The sequence below is a fragment of the Streptomyces sp. WI03-4A genome, from assembly GCF_033792105.1.
GTDB classification, from domain to species: Bacteria; Actinomycetota; Actinomycetes; order Streptomycetales; family Streptomycetaceae; genus Streptomyces; species Streptomyces collinus_A.
Window position 1 is genome coordinate 21,315 of the sequence record NZ_JARAUO010000024.1, and the last position, 18,150, is coordinate 39,464.

The following is an 18,150-nucleotide window of genomic DNA, read 5'->3' on the forward strand; positions in this document are numbered from 1 at the left end:
TCTTGTGATCTCCGGGGGATCGCGTTTTCCGAAGTCGGCAACGGCACGGGATAGGTTGCCGTTCGTTTTGCCACGGCACGCACGAGCAAGGGTGGGGTTTCATGGCCGGCCATCGCCAGTCGAAGAAGCGCAGGTACGTCACGTGGGCGGTGGCCGGGGCGGCGGTGGCCGCCGGCGCCGGCATCGCGGCACAGACCTCCATGGCCGCCACGGCCTGGCCCGCGCAGAAGACCTTCACCGGCCGCGCCTTCGACACCTGCACCGCGCCCTCCCAATCCACCATGAAGGCCTGGCACACCGGCTTCTACGGCGCCGCCGCCGTCTACGTGGGCGGCAAGAACCGCGGCTGCGCCCAGCCCAACCTGACCTCCTCCTGGGTCAAGTACGTCAGCGGGCTGGGCTGGAAGCTCGTCCCGATCTACGTCGGCGCCCAGCCGCCCTGCCAGTCCGGCTCCGACCCCGAGAAGCTGACCGCCTCCACCGCGGCCTCCCTCGGCGCGACGGACGCCGCCGACGCCGTGGCCAGGGCCGCCGCGCTCGGCATGAAGGCGGGCAGCGCGATCTACCTCGACATGGAGGCGTACGACAGCACGAACACGTCGTGCAACAACGCCGTGCTGGCCTACGTGCGCGCCTTCGACAAGGGCCTGCACGCCAAGACGTACCGCGCCGGCTACTACGGCTTCACCAGCTCCAGCGCCAAGGCGATCGCCACCGCGACGAACCAGACGGACCTGCCGGGCAACCTCTGGTACGCGCTGTGGGACAAGAAGAACACCACCACCACGGACTGGCCGTGGGGCGCCACCCGGTTCACCGGCCACAGCCGGGCCCACCAGTACATGGTCAACAGCAAGGAGGCGCACGGCGGTGTGACGCTCACGGTCGACCGTGACGCGTGGGACGCGCCGGTGGCCATCACCGGCTGATCCGGGCGGGACGCGCGGCGGTGCCCGAAGCGCGCGTGAATCGTTGGTCGAATGGGTTGGCCACAGCGTGCCGACTGCCTACCATCGATCACCGCAAGACTTTGTGCACCGCCGCACAATCTCCCCTTGGAGGTCTCCTTGCACCGCCGTCGCACCGCGCTCGTCCTCTCCGCCGCGCTCGCCGCGGCGGCCCCCCTGCTCACCGCGTGCGGAAGCGAGGCGCACCCGGGCGCGGCCGCCGTGGTGGGAGGACAGCGCATCACCGTCGCCCAGCTCGAGGGCCGGGTCAACGAGGTACGCGAGGCACAGCGGGCCGCGGTGCCGGACGAGACCCAGTACCAGCAGGTCCTCGCCTCCACCGGCAGCCTCACCCGCGACACCCTGCACAACATGGTCCTGGACCGGGTGCTGCACCGAGCCGCGCAGGACGAGGGGATCGCGGTCACCCGCAAGGAGGTCCTGCAGATGCGGGCGGGCCTGGAGCAGCAGGCCGGCGGTGCCAAGGGGCTGCAGACGACCTGGCTGCAGAAGTACGGCATCGCGCCCGAGCGCCTGGACGACAACCTCCGCCTCCAGCTGGAGGCGCAGAAGCTCGCCGCGAAGCTCGGCACCGACACCAGCCAGCCGGCCTTCTGGAAGGCCCTGTCGAAGGCCTCCGGCGAGCTGCACATCGACCTCAACCCGCGCTACGGCTCCTGGGACGTGCAGAAGAGCAGCCGCGTGGACGCCGGCACGCCGTGGGTGCACGAGGTCACGACCACCGCGCAGCAGCAGCCGGCGTAGCACTGCCGGTCCTACGATCACACGGTGATCCCGGCCCTGTGGACAACCGATCCCGTGCGTCCGTGCCGTGGGTTACGTTCGGATGGTGAACGCAACCAGCCCCGAAGCCGTCCCCGGCCGCATCGTCCTGCTCACCACCAGCCATCGTGTCGCCCCCGGGCTGCTGTCCTGGCCCGCGTGGCAGGCGCTGCGCGCCGCCGACACCGTGCTGTGCGCGGACGGCGCGCATCCGCAGCTGCCCTACCTGCGGGAGGCCGGGATAGCGGTGACGGAGGCGTCCCCCACCGCGCAGGAGCTGGTCGACGCGTGCGCCGGCGGGCGGACCGCGGTGGTCGTGGCCACGGGCGAGGGGGAGCCCGCCCTCACCGACGGACTCGCCCGTCTGGCGGGCTCCGGCAGGGTGCGCATGCCCGAGCTGGAGCTGCTGCCCGCCTCCTACGACCTGCCCGGCGCCCGCCTCCTCGACCTCGTCCAGGTCATGGACCGCATCCGCCTCGAATGCCCCTGGTCCTCCCGGCAGACCCACGAGGGCCTGGCCAAGTACGGCATCGAGGAGGCGTACGAGCTGGTCGAGGCGATCGAGGCCGGCGACCGCGACGAACTGCGAGAGGAACTGGGCGACGTGCTGCTCCAGGTCGTCTTCCACTCCCGCATCGCCGAGGAGGACCCGGACGCGCCTTTCTCCGTGGACGACGTGGCCGGCGGCATCGTCGCCAAGCTGATCCACCGCCACCCCCACGTGTTCGGCGAGGAGACGGCCGAGACCCCGGAGGACGTCAAGGAGCACTGGCTGCGCACCAAGGCCGAGGAGAAGCGGCGCAGCTCGGTCACCGAGGGCGTCCCCCTCGGCCAGCCCGGCCTCGCCCTCACCGCCAAGCTCGCCTCCCGCGTGCGCACGGCGGGCCTCGACGTCCCACTGCCCCAGGGCGACGGCATCGGCTACGAGCTGCTGGCGCTCGCGGTCCGCGCCGAGGCCGACGGCGTGGACCCGGAGGCGGCACTGCGCGCGGCGGCCCGGGTGTACCGGGACGCGATCAGGCAGACGGAGGGCCAGGGCACCGGCGGCGCCGGGGACTGACGACGGGGGACCCGGACGGGCTGTCGCCCACGGACGCCCGCGGCGCGAGTCCCGGCGGGCCGGATACCGTCGGGGAGTGACCGACCAGCCCCACCCCCCGACGGCCCCCGAACTCTTCACGTGGGAGTTCGCTGGCGACCCGTACCCCGCCTATGCCTGGCTCCGCGAGCACGCGCCCGTGCACCGCACGCGGCTGCCCAGCGGGGTGGAGGCCTGGCTGGTCACCCGGTACGCCGACGCCAAGCAGGCGCTGGCCGACCAGCGGCTGAGCAAGAACCCGGCGCATCACGACGAGCCCGCGCACGCCAAAGGCAAGACCGGTATCCCGGGTGAGCGCAAGGCCGAGCTGATGACGCACCTGCTGAACATCGACCCGCCGGACCACACCCGGCTGCGCCGGCTGGTCAGCAAGGCGTTCACCCCCCGCAGGGTCGCCGAGTTCGCGCCCCGGGTGCAGGAGCTGACCGACCAGCTCATCGACCGGTTCGCCGCGACCGGTTCGGCCGACCTCATCCACGAGTTCGCCTTCCCGCTCCCCATCTACGCGATCTGCGACCTGCTCGGCGTCCCGCGCGAGGACCAGGACGACTTCCGGGACTGGGCGGGCATGATGATCCGGCACGGCGGAGGCCCGCGCGGCGGTGTCGCGCGGTCCGTGAAGAAGATGCGCGGTTACCTCGCCGAGCTGATCCACCGCAAGCGCGAGGCGCTGCCCGACACCCCGGCCGCCGGCGAGGACCTGCTCTCCGGGCTCATCCGCGCCTCCGACCACGGCGAGCACCTCACCGAGAACGAGGCCGCGGCCATGGCCTTCATCCTGCTGTTCGCCGGGTTCGAGACCACGGTGAACCTGATCGGCAACGGGACGTACGCGCTGCTCACCCATCCCGGTCAGCGTCACCGGCTGCAGGACTCCCTGGCCCGCGGTGAGCGCGGCCTGCTGGAGACCGGCGTCGAGGAACTGCTGCGCTACGACGGCCCGGTGGAGCTGGCGACCTGGCGCTTCGCCACCCGTCCGCTCACCGTCGGCGGGCAGGACATCGCCGCCGGGGACCCGGTGCTCGTCGTGCTCGCCGCCGCCGACCGGGACCCGGAGCGGTTCGCCGATCCGGACGTGCTCGACCTGTCGCGGCGGGACAACCAGCACCTCGGGTACGGGCACGGCATCCACTACTGCCTCGGCGCCCCGCTCGCCCGGCTGGAGGGCCAGACAGCGCTCGGCACGCTGCTGACCCGCCTGCCCGACCTGAGGCTCGCGGTGGATCCGGCGGAGCTGCGCTGGCGCGGCGGACTCATCATGCGCGGTCTGCGCACCCTGCCCGTGGAGTTCACGCCCGCCCCCTGACGCAGTGGTACGGGCCGACATACATGCGGTGTTCAACTCTGTGATCTTCACGTGATCTACGCGGCATTAACTTGTGACAAGTGATCGTCTGCCTATACGTTCACCCATCAGCGTGGCGCGGAGTTCCTTGCGCCGCGCCGGTCCTGCTGTCGCACGAAAGGTCTCCGCATGCTCTCCGGGAACGGCCGCCATCGTCGCCCCCGTCAGGCCCCGGCTCTGCTCGTAGCGGCGGGGGTGACCGGGTCCGCCATCGCGATCCCGCTCCTCGGCGCCGCGAGCGCCAACGCGGCCGACGGCACCACTTGGGACAAGGTGGCCGAGTGCGAGAGCGGCGGCTCCTGGAGCGCCGACACGGGCAACGGTTACTACGGCGGTCTCCAGATATCCCAGGACGACTGGGACAAGTACGGCGGCGGTCAGTACGCCTCCAGCGCCGACCAGGCCAGCCGTTCGCAGCAGATCGCCGTCGCCGAGAAGATCCTCGCCGACCGGGGCACCACCCCCTGGGCGACCTGCGCCCTGCTGTCGGGCCTGACCTCCAACTCCGGTTCGGTGAACGTCGACACGGGCGTCGGCGGCTCCGGCGAGGGCTCGTCGGGTCAGGGTGACTCCGGATCCACGGACGACTCGCAGGGTGATTCCGGCGCGGATTCCGACTCGTCCGGCCTGCCGGATTCGCCCACCTCGTCCGGCCCCTCCTCGTCCCCCGACTCCTCGCCTTCCGTCGACGCCAAGCCGTCGTCGGGCAAGAGCAAGGGCAAGGACAAGGCCGGTGACGCCCACGGTTCCGACAAGGGGGCCGACACTCCCAAGTCGGACAAATCCTCCTCCCCGGACTCCGGTGGCACGCAGGAGACCGGGTCCTCCCCTGTGGAACCCGCCACGGACGACTCGGACAATTCGTGGCAGGCCGGGAGTTCTTGGAGCCTGGTCGACACCGGTGCGGTGAGCAGCGGCGGGCGTCACCGCGGCACCAGTGCGGACGAAAGCGTGACAAACGGTCAGAGTGACTCCTCTTCCGGCCGTCACGCCTCCCGCGCCGCCGACACCTACACGGTCCACGAGGGGGACAGCCTCGCCTCCATCGCCGACTCCCTTGACGTCGACGGCGGGTGGCACGCGCTCTACGACCAGAACAAGAAGGCGATCGGTGCCGATCCCGACGACATCAGTGCCGGTCAGACCCTGCGAGTAGGTGCCGAAACGGGCGAATAGTGGCGGGAGTTGACGCCCCACTTCACTCACTAATGTCCGGTTTGGTGAAAGTGTGGGATGAGTCTCAGAAGCCCTGATCGTCTTTGAAATTCCGTCGATCGCCTGTCTACGGTCAAGGCCGCTCGTCACCACGAGCCCCGGCAGTCGCAACGCCGAATCCTGCCAGCGGTTGCCCGGGAACAGTCGTCGCGTCACGCGCCGCAGGCAGGAGCGGGGGACCCAAGGTAAGTGCCGGGCCCAGCAGTCGAGCTGGAACCGGCTAGGGGTGGAGCCGTGCCTCCCAGGGAGGCACGGCCGGGCAACTCAACCGGCCCGAACCCGACAGCTCACCTCGCAGGCGTCGGTGAGGGGATCGATCCATGCTGTTTTCCGGCAAGGGCAAGCACCGTCGTCCGTCCAAGGCCGTCCGCGCCATCACGTTCGCCGGTGTCACCGGCGCCGTCGTCGCCGCTCCGCTGATGGCGGCCGGCAACGCCTCCGCCGCCACCGCCTCCGAGTGGGACAAGGTCGCCCAGTGCGAGTCCGGCGGCAACTGGTCCATCAACACCGGCAACGGCTACTACGGCGGTCTGCAGTTCTCCGCCTCCACCTGGGCGGCGTACGGCGGCACCGCCTACGCCGCGCAGGCCAACCAGGCCAGCAAGGCGCAGCAGATAGCCGTCGCCGAGAAGGTGCTGGCCGCGCAGGGCAAGGGAGCCTGGCCGGTCTGTGGCACGGGCCTGTCCGGCACCCCGTACTCCGGTGCCGCCGCCTCGGCCGGTACGAGCAAGAGCACCACCACCACCCGCTCCACCGACCAGCAGGCCGCCAACCGCTCGGCCACCCGCACCGCCCCGTCGGCGAGCAAGACCGTCACCACCCCGACCGGCAAGAAGGTCAAGAAGGGTGACGGCGAGTACAAGGTCGTCAAGGGCGACACCCTCAGCCTCATCGCCGGCAAGCACCACGTCCAGGGCGGCTGGAAGAAGCTCTTCGAGCTGAACAAGGACATCGTCCAGGACGCCAACCTCATCTACCCGGGTCAGCAGCTCCACCTGAAGTGACCCCCGGCTCCCTCAGGGAGCACCGCGCTCTCACCCCCGGGTTCCGGCCCTGAGGCCCCGTGAGAGTCGTCCCCCGTCCCCACGGGCTCCCCGCCCCGGCGCGTCGTCCCCCGTACGCGCCGGGGCGGGGTTCTGCTGTTTCCCGGGTGTTCGGCCGGGCCTCACGCGCAAGCCCCTTTGTTCCGGACGGAAACAATGGGTACGGTTCCCCCTGTCCCTCCCAGTCCTCGCCTGTCCACGGGACGGTCGGTCGGTGGCCGACGCCCCTTGGACGGTTAGGCTCTAGGCGCGCGGCACACCAGCCCCGCACAACCAGCGTCACATCCATGAAGGAGATGCTCGTGCCGTCCATCGACGTCGTCGTAGCCCGGGAAATCCTGGACTCCCGAGGCAACCCCACGGTCGAGGTCGAGGTCGGCCTCGACGACGGCAGCACGGGTCGTGCCGCCGTTCCGTCCGGCGCCTCCACCGGCGCCTTCGAGGCCATCGAGCTGCGCGACGGTGACCCGAACCGCTACCAGGGCAAGGGTGTCGAGAAGGCCGTCCTCGCCGTCATCGAGCAGATCGGCCCCGAGCTGGTCGGCTACGACGCCACCGAGCAGCGCCTGATCGACCAGGCCATGTTCGACCTGGACGCCACCGACAACAAGGGCTCGCTCGGCGCCAACGCCATCCTCGGCGTCTCCCTCGCCGTCGCCCATGCCGCCTCCGAGGCCAGCGACCTGCCGCTGTTCCGCTACCTGGGCGGCCCCAACGCGCACCTGCTCCCGGTGCCGATGATGAACATCCTGAACGGCGGCTCGCACGCCGACTCCAACGTGGACATCCAGGAGTTCATGATCGCCCCGATCGGCGCGGAGTCCTTCTCCGAGGCCCTGCGCTGGGGCACCGAGGTCTACCACACGCTGAAGAAGGTCCTGAAGAGCAAGGGTCTGGCCACCGGCCTCGGCGACGAGGGCGGCTTCGCCCCGAACCTCGGCTCCAACCGCGAGGCCCTCGACCTCATCCTCGAGGCCGTCAAGGAAGCCGGCTACACGCCCGGCGAGCAGATCGCCCTCGCCCTCGACGTCGCCGCCTCCGAGTTCTACAAGGACGGCAAGTACCTCTTCGAGGGCAAGGAGCGCTCCGCCGCCGAGATGACGGAGTACTACGAGGAGCTCGTCGCGGCCTACCCGCTCGTCTCCATCGAGGACCCGCTGTTCGAGGACGACTGGGCCGGCTGGAAGGTCATCACCGACAAGCTCGGCGACAAGGTCCAGCTCGTCGGCGACGACCTGTTCGTCACCAACCCCGAGCGCCTCGCCCGCGGCATCGAGGAGGGCACCGCCAACGCCCTGCTGGTGAAGGTGAACCAGATCGGCTCGCTCACCGAGACCCTGGACGCCGTCGAGCTGGCCCAGCGCAACGGCTTCAAGTGCATGATGTCGCACCGCTCCGGCGAGACCGAGGACGTCACCATCGCCGACCTGGCCGTCGCCACCAACTGCGGCCAGATCAAGACCGGTGCCCCGGCCCGCTCCGAGCGTGTCGCCAAGTACAACCAGCTGCTGCGCATCGAGGAGATCCTCGACGACGCCGCCGTCTACGCCGGTCGCAGCGCGTTCCCGCGCTTCCGCGGCCACGTCGAGGTCTCCAAGGGCTGACCTCCCACCGGGCTAAGTCTTAGCCAGTCGTACGTACGTCCCCGTACCCGGTCCCGTACCGTGTCCGGGGACGTACGCACGTGGAAGGGGAGGCGGCAAGCCACATGGCCGTGAAGGACCGGGACCGTTTCTCCACCGCGACCAGGCTGCGGCTGCTCGGCGAGCAGACGGCGGCCCGGGTCTACCGCTCCCAGACCAAGCGGCAGGCGCGCCGCTCCCGGCTCACGGGCCGCGCGGCCCTGCTCGCGCTGGTCCTGTGCTCGATGATCGTCGCGCTCGCCTACCCGATGCGGCAGTACGTCTCGCAGCGCGCCGAGATCGCCGACCAGCAGCGGCAGCAGGAACAGGCCCGCAGACGCGTCGAGCAGCTCCGCGACCTGAAGGCGCGCTGGCAGGACGACGCCTACGCCGAACAGCAGATCCGGCGCCGGTTGCACTACGTGATGCCCGGGGAGACCGGGTACGTCGTGATCGACCCGGGCGCGGCCAAGCAGTCCCGCGCCGACCTCGGGGCCGCCCGCCGGCCCTGGTACGCGAACGTCTGGGACGGGGTCGACAAGTCCGACGCCTCCGACCAGTGAGCCGGCCCCCGGCCGGTGACCGACAGAAAGCCACCCTGAAAGCAGTCATGGAAACGCCTCCGCCGCCCACTCCGCACACCGAGCCCACCGACGCGGACGTCGAGGCCTTCGAGCAGCAGCTCGGCCGCCCGCCGCGGGGCCTTCGGGCCATCGCGCACCGCTGCCCCTGCGGCCAGCCGGACGTCGTGGAGACGGCACCCCGCCTGCCCGACGGCACGCCCTTCCCGACGACGTACTACCTGACGTGCCCGCGCGCCGCCTCGGCGATCGGCACGCTGGAGGCGAACGGCGTCATGAAGGAGATGACCGAGCGGCTGGCCACCGACCCGGAACTGGCCGCCGCCTACCGCGCCGCGCACGAGGACTACATCCGGCGCCGCGACGAGATCGAGGTCCTGGAGGGCTTCCCGAGCGCCGGCGGAATGCCGGACCGGGTGAAGTGCCTGCACGTGCTCGTCGCCCACTCGCTGGCCGCGGGGCCGGGCGTGAACCCGCTGGGCGACGAGGCCATCGCGATGCTGCCCGAGTGGTGGGCCAAGGGGCCGTGCGTGACGCCGGCCGAGGCCGCCGAGCCCGCCGAGGGGGATGCCAAGTGACCCGCGTCGCCGCCATCGACTGCGGTACGAACTCCATCCGGCTCCTGGTCGCCGACGCCGACCCCGCGACGGGTGAACTCGTCGACCTGGACCGGCGCATGACGATCGTGCGGCTCGGCCAGGGCGTCGACCGCACCGGCCGGCTCGCCCCCGAGGCGCTGGAACGCACCTTCGCCGCGTGCCGCGCGTACGCGGAGATCATCAAGGAGCACGGCGCCGAGAAGCTCCGCTTCGTCGCCACCTCCGCCTCCCGCGACGCCGAGAACCGGGACGACTTCGTCCGCGGGGTCGTGGACATCCTCGGTGTCGAGCCCGAGGTCATCACCGGCGACCAGGAGGCCGAGTTCTCCTTCACCGGTGCCACCAGGGAGCTGACGGGCCGTGACGACCTCGCCCGGCCCTACCTCGTCGTGGACATCGGCGGCGGCTCCACCGAGTTCGTGGTCGGCGACGACCACGTGCGGGCCGCCCGCTCCGTGGACGTGGGCTGCGTGCGGATGACGGAACGGCACCTGGTGCACGACGGCAAGGTGAGCGACCCGCCCACCGAGGCGCAGGTCGCCGCGATAAGGGCCGACATCGAGGCCGCCCTCGACCTCGCCGAGCGGACGGTCCCGCTGCGCGAGGCGCACACCCTGGTGGGCCTCGCGGGCTCGGTCACCACGGTGTCCGCGATCGCCCAGGACCTGCCGGAGTACGACTCCGCGCGCATCCACCACTCCCGGATCTCCCACGACCGCGTCCGCGAGATCACCGAGGGGCTGCTGCGCTCCACGCACGCCGAGCGCGCGGCGATCCCGTCGATGCACCCGGGCCGGGTCGACGTCATCGGGGCGGGCGCCCTCGTGCTGCTGGCGATCATGGAGCGGATCGGCGCCCGGGAGGTCGTCGTCAGCGAGCACGACATCCTCGACGGCATCGCCTGGTCGGTGGCCTAGCTCTCTTTCGTTACTGACTGGTAGCCATCGGCTGAGCAGGTCGGATAACGTCTGAGCGGGTCCGAGGGGCCCTCGCGGGGCCCCTCGGGGACGGTCGCCCGGGAAAGTTCGTGAAGTTCTTCACAAGGAATTCCGCCTCGCGGAACCGAGAAATGGGGCCGACAGGCCCTTCCGGGGGCTCCCGAGCTGTTTGAACATGTTCAGGCAGTGAGCGCGAGGGTCCTGCGGAGGGGGGTGTTCCGGGGGTGTCACGCAAGGCTCACCGCTCCTCCGGGGAGCAAGAGAGGCAGCTCACGCGGCCTTGACAACGGGTCAGACCGCCCGCCGGTTCCCGATCGTGACCATGACCTGCGTCACGCGGGTCGCGGAGTTTAGCACAGGCCCTGTCCAACCTTGTGAAGGGGCGCACGAGCACCCCTGCCGAGGCAGGTGGATACTCGATGGCATGAGCACCACGGAGCGTCCCAGGATCCTCGTAGTAGGCGGTGGGTACGTAGGCCTGTACGCAGCTCGGCGCATTCTCAAGAAGATGCGCTACGGAGAGGCGACCGTCACGGTCGTCGACCCCCGGTCGTACATGACCTACCAGCCCTTCCTCCCCGAAGCCGCCGCCGGCAGCATCTCCCCTCGGCACGTCGTCGTCCCGCTGCGACGCGTGCTGCCGAAGGCGGAGGTCCTCACCGGCCGGGTCACCACCATCGACCAGGACCGCAAGGTCGCCACGATCGCCCCGCTCGTGGGCGAGGCGTACGAGCTGCCGTTCGACTACCTGGTCATCGCGATGGGCGCGGTCTCCCGCACCTTCCCGATCCCCGGCCTCGCCGAGCAGGGCATCGGCATGAAGGGCATCGAGGAGTCCATCGGCCTGCGCAACCACGTCCTCGAGCAGCTCGACAAGGCCGACTCCACGACCGACGAGGAGATCCGCCGCAAGGCGCTCACCTTCGTCTTCATCGGCGGCGGCTTCGCGGGCGCGGAGACCATCGGCGAGGTCGAGGACATGGCCCGGGACGCGGCCAAGTACTACAAGAACGTCTCCCGCGAGGACATGCGGTTCGTCCTCGTCGACGCCGCGGACAAGATCCTCCCCGAGGTCGGCCCCAAGCTCGGCCAGTACGGCAAGGAGCACCTGGAGAGCCGTGGTGTGGAGATCTACCTCTCCACGTCCATGGACTCCTGCGTCGACGGCCACGTGGTGCTGAAGAACGGCCTCGAGGTCGACTCCAACACCATCGTCTGGACCGCCGGCGTCAAGCCGAACCCGGCCCTCGCCCGCTTCGGTCTGCCCCTCGGCCCCCGCGGCCACGTCGACTGCGAGCCCACACTCCAGGTCAAGGGCACGGACTACATCTGGGCCGCCGGCGACAACGCCCAGGTCCCGGACCTCGTCGGCCGCAAGGCCGGCAACGAGAACGCCTGGTGCCCGCCGAACGCCCAGCACGCGCTGCGCCAGGCCCGCGCCCTCGGCGACAACGTGATCTCCGGCATGCGGGGCTTCCCGCAGAAGGAGTACGAGCACGCCAACAAGGGTGCGGTCGCCGGTCTCGGCCTGCACAAGGGCGTGGCGATGATCGTCATGGGCAAGATGAAGATCAAGCTCAAGGGCCGCCTCGCCTGGTACATGCACCGCGGCTACCACGGTCTGGCGATGCCGACCTGGAACCGCAAGATCCGCGTCTTCGCCGACTGGACCCTCGGCATGTTCCTCAAGCGCGAGGTCGTGTCCCTGGGCGCCATGGAGAACCCCCGCGAGGAGTTCTACGAGGCCGCCAAGCCCGCGCCGGTCGCCGCCGCGAGCAAGACCGAGGAGAAGGCCAAGGCCTCCTGACCCCTCCCGGTCGCGCACGAACCGAACGAACCGAAGGGCCTCCCGCCATCCGTGGTGCGGGAGGTCCTTCGGCGTGTCCGGGCCTATTCCGGCCTCTGCCCGGGCCCCGTTCGCGCCCGATTTACATGTGCGGTGCATCCTTTTTGCCCACTTGTAACTCCTTTGCGGGACTGCGCTGAGCGCTCCGCGGTGTTTACGTGGTGAACGGACATCCGGGATCGTCGTCTTGGAGGTGTGCGCCATGGCCGACGCCGCGTCGCGGCTGAGGAGTCTTGCCGAGCGGATGCTGGGAGCACCGCTCCCGTTGCGGATCCGCGCCTGGGACGGTTCGCAGGCCGGCCCGCCGGGGGCCCCGGCCCTCGTCATCCGCAACCGCCGCGCCCTGCGCCGAATGCTGTTCAAACCCGGTGAACTGGGCATGGCCCGCGCCTGGGTCGCCGGGGACCTGGACATCGAGGGGGACCTGTACACGGCCCTGGAGGCCGTGGCCGGGTCCGTCTGGGAGCGCGGCGAGGACGCCCGCACCCTGATCCAGGCGCTGCGCGACCCCGAGGTGCGGGCCGCCGGACGCGAGCTGCTGCGGCTCGTCGGACCGCCGATCCCGCCCGCCCCGCCGCGCGAGGAGGTCCGCAGACGCCGCCATCTGCACACCCGGCGCAGCGACAGCCGGGCCATCAGCCACCACTACGACGTGGGCAACGACTTCTACGAACTCGTCCTCGGACCGTCCATGGTCTACTCGTGCGCCTACTGGGAGGACGGCGGTTCACTGGAGTCCGCCCAGCGCGACAAGCTCGAACTCGTCTCCCGCAAGCTCGGCCTGACGCCGGGACAGCGGCTGCTGGACGTCGGCTGCGGCTGGGGCTCGATGGCCATCCACGCGGCGCGCGAGCACGGCGTGAGCGTCGTCGGGATCACCCTCTCGCAGGAGCAGGCCGCCTACGCCCGCAAGCGGGTCGCCGACGAGGGGCTGACCGACCGGGTGGAGATCCGCGTCCAGGACTACCGGGACGTCGTGGACGGCCCTTACGACGCCATCTCCTCCATCGGTATGGCCGAGCACGTCGGCGCCGAACGCTATCTGGAGTACGCGAGCGACCTGCACGGCCTGCTGAGACCGGGCGGCCGGCTGCTCAACCACCAGATCGCCCGCCGTCCGCAGCGCGACGAGTCGGCGTACGAGGTGGACCGGTTCATCGACGCCTACGTCTTCCCGGACGGTGAGCTCGCGCCGATCGGCACCACCGTCACCCTGCTGGAGCGGGCCGGCTTCGAGGTCCGGGACGTGGAGTCCCTCCGCGAGCACTACGCCCGCACCCTGCGCCGCTGGGTCACCAACCTGGAGGACGACTGGGGCCGCGCGGTCCGCCTCACCAGCCCCGGCCGCGCCCGTGTCTGGCGCCTCTACATGGCCGCCTGCGCGCTCGCCTTCGAACGCAACCGCATCGGCGTCAACCAGGTCCTGGCCATCCGCACCCCGGACCCGGGCGCCTCGGGGCTGCCGCTGCGCACCCGCACCTGGAACACCTGACCTCGTCCCCTGGCACGCCGAGGGCCCCGCTCCGGTCACGGAACGGGGCCCTCGGTGCGGTCGTGCCGCTACTCGGCCTTGATCGCCGTCAGCATGTTCAGCCGGGCCGCGCGCCGGGCCGGCCACAGCGCGGCCAGCACGCCGACCAGCGCCGCCAGCAGCAGGAAGAGCGCCATCCGGGCCCAGGGCAGGACCAGTTCGTACGTCGGCATCTTCGTGCCCAGCAGCTCACCGGCCGCCCAGCCGAAGAACACGCCGAGGCCGATGCCGAGGACACCGCCGAACAGGGAGATCACCAGGGACTCCAGGCGGACCATCCGCTTGACCGCCTTGCGGTCCAGGCCGATGGCGCGGAGCATGCCGATCTCCTGGGAACGCTCGAAGACCGACATCGCCAGGGTGTTGATGACGCCGAGGACCGCGACGATCACCGCCATGCCGAGCAGGCCGTAGAGCATGTTCAGCATCGTCGTGAACATCTTCGCGATGTCGTTGGAGATGTCCTGCTTGTCCTGGATCTTGATCGCCGGGTTCAGGCCGAGGGCCTTGGTCAGCGTGTTCCTGGCCGCCTCCGAGGTGCCGCCCGCCGTCCTGACCATGACCTGCATGTCGGCCGGGTCCTTCAGGTGCGGGGTGAGGACCCTGTTGTCGAGCATGATCCCGTTGATCATCTCGTTGCCCTCGTAGATCCCGGCGACGGTCAGCCGCCGCGCCTTGCCGTCCTCGAAGTGCGCGGTGAAGTGCGAGCCGGTCCTCCAGCCGTAGTCCTTCGCCCGGTCCTTGTCGACGACGACCCGCGAGCCGCCGACCTCGAAGGCGCCGTCGTCCACCTTCAGGTCCGTCAGTTTCCCGATGGACGAACCGTTGACGCCGGTCAGGAACTCGGTTCTGCCGTCGATGCGGGACTCGGCGTTGCGCAGCGGGCTGCTGGCGGTCACGCCGTCGGCGGCGGCGACCTTGTCCGCCACGTCGGGGGAGAGCGGGCCGCGGTTGGCCATCGAGACGACGTAGTCCGCGCGGATCGCGGAGGAGGCCATCTTGTCGATCGCCGTCTGCAGGCTGCCCGCCATCACCGTCATGCCGGTGATCAGGGTCAGGCCGATCATCAGCGCGGAGGCGGTGGCCGCCGTACGGCGCGGGTTGCGCACCGAGTTCTGCCGGGCCAGCTTGCCCGACACCCCGAAGACGCGCAGCACCGGGGCGGCGGCCGCGATCAGCGGCCGGGACAGCAGCGGGGTCAGGATGAACACGCCGATGATCAGCAGGACGGCGCCCAGGCCCATCGGGGCCTGCGCCGCGTCGGCGTTCATCGTCGTGGCCCCGAGGACCGTGGCGACACCGGCCGCCGAGAACAGGGCGCCGAACGTGTTGCGCAGCACCAGGGACTTGGTGGTGGCCTTGGCGTGCACGCTGCTCATCGCCGCCACCGGCGGGATCTTCGCGGCCCGGCGGCCGGGCAGCCAGGCGGCGAGCATGGTGATGAGGATGCCGACCGCGAGGGCGGCGACCACGGTGCCGGGGGTGATCACCAGCGGCCCGTCGGGCACGCTCGCGCCGAAGGAGCCGAGCAGGGAGCGCAGGCCCGCGCCGATGCCGATGCCGGCCGCGAGTCCCGTCACACCGGCGACCGCGCCTACCGCGAACGCCTCGATGAGCACCGAGCGGGTGACCTGGCGGCGGGAGGCGCCGACCGCACGCATCAGGGCCAGTTCCCGGGTGCGCTGGGCGACCAGCATGGTGAAGGTGTTGGCGATGATGAAGGTGCCGACGAACAGCGCGATGCCGGCGAACACCAGCAGGGCCTGCTTCAGACCGCTCATCGAGGCGGCGATCTGCGTGGCCTGGTCGTCGGCGAGCTTCTCGCCGGTGGTGGTCTCCACCAGGCGGGCGGGCAGTGCCTTGTCCAGCTCGGACTTCAGCGCGGCCTGGCCGGTGCCGGCCGCGGCCCGCACGTCGATCTCGTCGTAGGTGCCCTTCTTGCCGAACAGGGCCTGTGCGGTGGGGGTGTCGAACAGGGCGAGGCTGCCGCCCGCGGAGACGTTGCCGTCGTCGGTGGTGAAGACGCCGGCGAGGGTCGGGGTGAGGACCGGTCCGTCCACGGACAGCCGCACGGTGTCGCCGACCTTGTAGCCGCCGCGCTCGGCGGTCCTGGAGTCGAGCAGTACCTCGTCCTTGCCGTGCGGGGCGTGGCCGTCGACCAGCGGGTACCGGGCGTCCTTCGTTCCCCAGTAGTTGCCGCCGGCGGACTGCCAGTCGCCGCCGACCAGCTTGCCGTCCTGGTCGGCGACGGCGGTGAAGCCGCTGACGACACCGGTCGCGGAGGCGGCGCCCGGGACGTGACCGGCCCTGTCGAGCACGGCCTGGGTCAGGTCGGCCCTCCCGCCGACCCGGTCGCCCTCGGAGTCCTGGTACTTGGGCGTCACGGCGACGTCGACCCGGTCGAAGCCCTTGGCGGAACTCCGCTGGTAGGCGTCGGAGATGGTGTTGGTGAAGACCAGGGTCCCGGAGACGAACGCCACGCCGAGCATGACGGCGAGCACGGTCATCAGGAGCCGGGCCTTGTGCGCGAGTACGTTGCGCAGGGCGGTGCGGAACATCAGCTGGTACGGCCCTTCGCGTCGAACTGCTTCATCAGGTCGAGGACGGAGTCGGCCGTGGGTGCGTGGATCTCGTCGACGATCCGGCCGTCGGCCAGGAAGACGACCCGGTCCGCGTAGGCGGCGGCCACCGGGTCGTGGGTCACCATGACCACGGTCTGGCCCAGCTCGCGCACGGAGTTGCGCAGGAAGCCCAGCACCTCGGCGCCCGAGCGCGAGTCGAGGTTTCCGGTGGGCTCGTCACCGAAGATGATGTCGGGCCGGGAGGCGAGCGCACGGGCCACGGCGACCCGCTGCTGCTGGCCGCCGGACAGCTGGGACGGCCGGTGGCCGAGCCGTCCGGACAGCCCGACCATCTGGATGACCTGGTCGAGCCATGCCTTGTCCGGCTTCCGCCCGGCGATGTCCATCGGCAGGGTGATGTTCTCCAGCGCGGTCAGCGTCGGCAGCAGGTTGAACGCCTGGAAGATGAAGCCGATCTTGTCGCGGCGCAACTTGGTGAGCTGCCGGTCCTTCAGGGAGCCCAGCTCCGTCTCGCCGATCCGCACCGAGCCCGAGGAGAAGGTGTCCAGGCCCGCCACGCAGTGCATCAGCGTGGACTTGCCGGAGCCGGACGGACCCATGATCGCGGTGAACTCGGCCTGCCGGAAGTCGACGGAGACCCGGTCGAGGGCGACCACCCGGGTCTCGCCCTGCCCGTAGATCTTCGACAGCTCCGTGGCGCGTGCGGCCACGGCCGTGGTTCGGCCGGCGGTGGGTGTGGTGGTCACGGGAAGGTGCTCCTGTCGGGACGGCGTCGGTTCGTGGGGACCGATCCATCGTCCCGGCCGCCTGCGCCCGTGTAGTCAGTCGCTGATCCGGTTCCGGAGGGCGACTGCGGTCGGACGGGAGGGGCCCGTGTCATACCTGGGGAGGACGGGCGACCCTGACGGCCGCGAGGTTCAGAACAGGTGGACCGCCCTCGTTCGGTAGGTGAAATTCCGTCATTCCGCGTACGCGCGCGCCCACGCCACGTCACGCTATTGGCAAGTGCTGATGGCCCGTTCCGCGGACTGATGCACCCTCAGACGTCAATAAAATAAGACAACATCGGGCCGTCCCCTCCGCTGTTCGAGGGATGCGTCCCGATAGGCTCGGACCCTCGACGCGGTGCCCATGGCCTGCCCGGATGGTGGAATGCAGACACGGCGAGCTTAAACCTCGCTGCCCCTTCGCGGGCGTGCCGGTTCAAGTCCGGCTCCGGGCACTTCCTCGCCTGCGACCGAGGGCGCGGGCGCTCTCCGAACCGGTCCGGCAGCGGCCCGCCGGTCGCACCTCCGGTGGTGTTCACCCCTCCGCTCCCGTGCCGGTTCCTCTCGGTCGTCCCCTGGCCGGATTCGCCCGACCGCGGCGGCGGTGACGGCCGGTCAGCGGTAGGCGGCCAGGAAGGCGGCGACACCGGCGGTGGCGTAGCGGTCGAGCTCGGCCTGGGTGTGCCGGGGTCCGCCGTGGAACATCGCCCTGTTCACGGGGATCCAGAGCAGCAGGCCGGAGAAGTGGTGGGCGGCCAGCAGGGGGTCGTCGACCCGGAGCAGCCCCTCGTCGGCGAGCCGCCCGAAGGTGAGCGCCAGAGTGGCGAGAACTCGTTCGAACCCCTGCTCGTACCAGGACGCGCCCAGCTCGGGGAAGACGTCGGCGTTGGCGATGACCAGACGCCGCAGCCGGAGCACCTCCGGCTGGGTGAGCGCGGTCAGGAACCGGCCGGCGAGCCGGGTGAGGTTCTCCTCCAGGCGGTCGGCGTCCGCCGGGATGCCCGCCACCAGGTTGACCATGGCCTCGACCTGGCCGGTGGTGGCAAGGACGATCTCGGCGAACAGCTTCTCCTTGTCGGCGAAGTGCTTGTAGACGGTCTGCTTGGAGACCGCGGCGAGCTTCGCGATGTCGTCCATGCTGGTCCCCGAGTAACCCTTGGCCAGGAACGCCTGGGTGGCGGCGTCCATGATCGCCTTGTGTTTGCGGGCCGACCGGCTCTGTTCGATCGCTTCCATTCCGACTCCTCGATGA

15 protein-coding genes, 1 tRNA gene and 1 riboswitch are annotated in these 18,150 nt (G+C 70.6%); of the genes, 13 read left to right on the top strand and 3 right to left on the bottom strand.

The window, feature by feature from the left end; all coding sequences use genetic code 11:
• The first annotated feature begins 101 nt into the window (after window positions 1–101).
• From PV343_RS23255 to PV343_RS23310, 12 genes are all read left to right on the top strand, one after another.
• Entirely contained in the window at window positions 102–929 is an 828-nt protein-coding gene (locus PV343_RS23255) for a glycoside hydrolase domain-containing protein (protein ID WP_319148888.1), read from the top strand.
• 138 nt (window positions 930–1,067) lie between these two features.
• The gene (locus PV343_RS23260; RefSeq protein ID WP_319148961.1) at window positions 1,068–1,712 is read left to right on the top strand and encodes a SurA N-terminal domain-containing protein; all 645 of its coding nucleotides are present in this window, start codon (window positions 1,068–1,070) and stop codon (window positions 1,710–1,712) included.
• A gap of 82 nt (window positions 1,713–1,794) precedes the next feature.
• Entirely contained in the window at window positions 1,795–2,790 is a 996-nt protein-coding gene (locus tag PV343_RS23265; RefSeq protein WP_388236464.1) for a nucleoside triphosphate pyrophosphohydrolase, read from the top strand.
• Window positions 2,791–2,866: 76 nt separating this feature from the next.
• Window positions 2,867–4,135 carry a cytochrome P450 family protein gene (locus tag PV343_RS23270; protein WP_319148890.1) on the top strand — a complete coding sequence of 423 codons (1,269 nt, stop codon included), beginning with the start codon at window positions 2,867–2,869 and terminating at the stop codon, window positions 4,133–4,135.
• Between the two features lie 168 nt (window positions 4,136–4,303).
• Window positions 4,304–5,350 (top strand): transglycosylase family protein, encoded by a 1,047-nt coding sequence (locus PV343_RS23275; protein ID WP_319148891.1) that lies wholly within the window; start codon window positions 4,304–4,306, stop codon window positions 5,348–5,350.
• Window positions 5,351–5,536: 186 nt separating this feature from the next.
• Window positions 5,537–5,705, top strand: a riboswitch (cyclic di-AMP (ydaO/yuaA leader).
• Window positions 5,706–5,709: 4 nt separating this feature from the next.
• On the top strand, window positions 5,710–6,393 hold the full coding sequence (locus PV343_RS23280; protein WP_319148893.1) for a transglycosylase family protein: 684 nt from the start codon (window positions 5,710–5,712) through the stop codon (window positions 6,391–6,393).
• A 335-nt stretch (window positions 6,394–6,728) separates the two neighbouring features.
• Complete coding sequence (eno, locus tag PV343_RS23285; protein ID WP_319148962.1) at window positions 6,729–8,036, top strand: phosphopyruvate hydratase; 1,308 nt, start codon at window positions 6,729–6,731, stop codon at window positions 8,034–8,036.
• 104 nt (window positions 8,037–8,140) lie between these two features.
• Window positions 8,141–8,617, top strand: a complete 477-nt coding sequence (locus PV343_RS23290) for an FtsB family cell division protein (RefSeq protein ID WP_319148894.1) — start codon at window positions 8,141–8,143, stop codon at window positions 8,615–8,617.
• Window positions 8,618–8,664: 47 nt separating this feature from the next.
• Window positions 8,665–9,213 carry a DUF501 domain-containing protein gene (locus tag PV343_RS23295; RefSeq protein ID WP_319148895.1) on the top strand — a complete coding sequence of 183 codons (549 nt, stop codon included), beginning with the start codon at window positions 8,665–8,667 and terminating at the stop codon, window positions 9,211–9,213.
• Window positions 9,210–10,151 (top strand): Ppx/GppA phosphatase family protein, encoded by a 942-nt coding sequence (locus PV343_RS23300; protein WP_319148896.1) that lies wholly within the window; start codon window positions 9,210–9,212, stop codon window positions 10,149–10,151. The genes PV343_RS23295 and PV343_RS23300 overlap by 4 nt, the downstream gene beginning before the upstream one ends.
• A gap of 445 nt (window positions 10,152–10,596) precedes the next feature.
• Window positions 10,597–11,979, top strand: coding sequence for an NAD(P)/FAD-dependent oxidoreductase (locus PV343_RS23305; protein ID WP_020940496.1), 1,383 nt, complete (start codon window positions 10,597–10,599; stop codon window positions 11,977–11,979).
• A 241-nt stretch (window positions 11,980–12,220) separates the two neighbouring features.
• The gene (locus tag PV343_RS23310; RefSeq protein WP_319148897.1) at window positions 12,221–13,510 is read left to right on the top strand and encodes a cyclopropane-fatty-acyl-phospholipid synthase family protein; all 1,290 of its coding nucleotides are present in this window, start codon (window positions 12,221–12,223) and stop codon (window positions 13,508–13,510) included.
• 68 nt (window positions 13,511–13,578) lie between these two features.
• On the opposite strand, the gene PV343_RS23315 is transcribed toward PV343_RS23310, so the two are convergent.
• Complete coding sequence (locus PV343_RS23315; RefSeq protein WP_319148898.1) at window positions 13,579–16,107, bottom strand: ABC transporter permease; 2,529 nt, start codon at window positions 16,105–16,107, stop codon at window positions 13,579–13,581.
• Window positions 16,107–16,877: an ABC transporter ATP-binding protein gene (locus PV343_RS23320; protein WP_319148899.1), complete on the bottom strand. Its 771-nt coding sequence runs from the start codon at window positions 16,875–16,877 to the stop codon at window positions 16,107–16,109. The genes PV343_RS23315 and PV343_RS23320 overlap by 1 nt, the downstream gene beginning before the upstream one ends.
• Window positions 16,878–17,269: 392 nt before the next feature.
• On the opposite strand from PV343_RS23320, the gene PV343_RS23325 reads away from it, so the two are divergent.
• Window positions 17,270–17,353: transfer RNA gene (locus PV343_RS23325), tRNA-Leu, on the top strand.
• 160 nt (window positions 17,354–17,513) lie between these two features.
• Here PV343_RS23325 and PV343_RS23330 read toward each other — a convergent pair.
• Window positions 17,514–18,134: a TetR/AcrR family transcriptional regulator gene (locus tag PV343_RS23330; protein WP_319148900.1), complete on the bottom strand. Its 621-nt coding sequence runs from the start codon at window positions 18,132–18,134 to the stop codon at window positions 17,514–17,516.
• Window positions 18,135–18,150: the final 16 nt, after the last annotated feature.

Excerpts from the sequence above, each read along its gene's own strand:
- PV343_RS23310 (WP_319148897.1), top strand. The coding sequence starts at position 12,221 with ATGGCCGACGCCGCGTCGCGGCTGAGGAGTCTTGCCGAGCGGATGCTG.
- PV343_RS23280 (WP_319148893.1), top strand. The coding sequence starts at position 5,710 with ATGCTGTTTTCCGGCAAGGGCAAGCACCGTCGTCCGTCCAAGGCCGTC.
- PV343_RS23295 (WP_319148895.1), top strand. The coding sequence starts at position 8,665 with ATGGAAACGCCTCCGCCGCCCACTCCGCACACCGAGCCCACCGACGCG.
- PV343_RS23265 (WP_388236464.1), top strand. The coding sequence starts at position 1,795 with ATGGTGAACGCAACCAGCCCCGAAGCCGTCCCCGGCCGCATCGTCCTG.
- PV343_RS23275 (WP_319148891.1), top strand. The coding sequence starts at position 4,304 with ATGCTCTCCGGGAACGGCCGCCATCGTCGCCCCCGTCAGGCCCCGGCT.
- PV343_RS23305 (WP_020940496.1), top strand. The coding sequence starts at position 10,597 with ATGAGCACCACGGAGCGTCCCAGGATCCTCGTAGTAGGCGGTGGGTAC.
- PV343_RS23330 (WP_319148900.1), bottom strand. The coding sequence starts at position 18,134 with ATGGAAGCGATCGAACAGAGCCGGTCGGCCCGCAAACACAAGGCGATC.
- eno (WP_319148962.1), top strand. The coding sequence starts at position 6,729 with ATGCTCGTGCCGTCCATCGACGTCGTCGTAGCCCGGGAAATCCTGGAC.
- PV343_RS23315 (WP_319148898.1), bottom strand. The coding sequence starts at position 16,107 with ATGTTCCGCACCGCCCTGCGCAACGTACTCGCGCACAAGGCCCGGCTC.
- PV343_RS23290 (WP_319148894.1), top strand. The coding sequence starts at position 8,141 with ATGGCCGTGAAGGACCGGGACCGTTTCTCCACCGCGACCAGGCTGCGG.
- PV343_RS23255 (WP_319148888.1), top strand. The coding sequence starts at position 102 with ATGGCCGGCCATCGCCAGTCGAAGAAGCGCAGGTACGTCACGTGGGCG.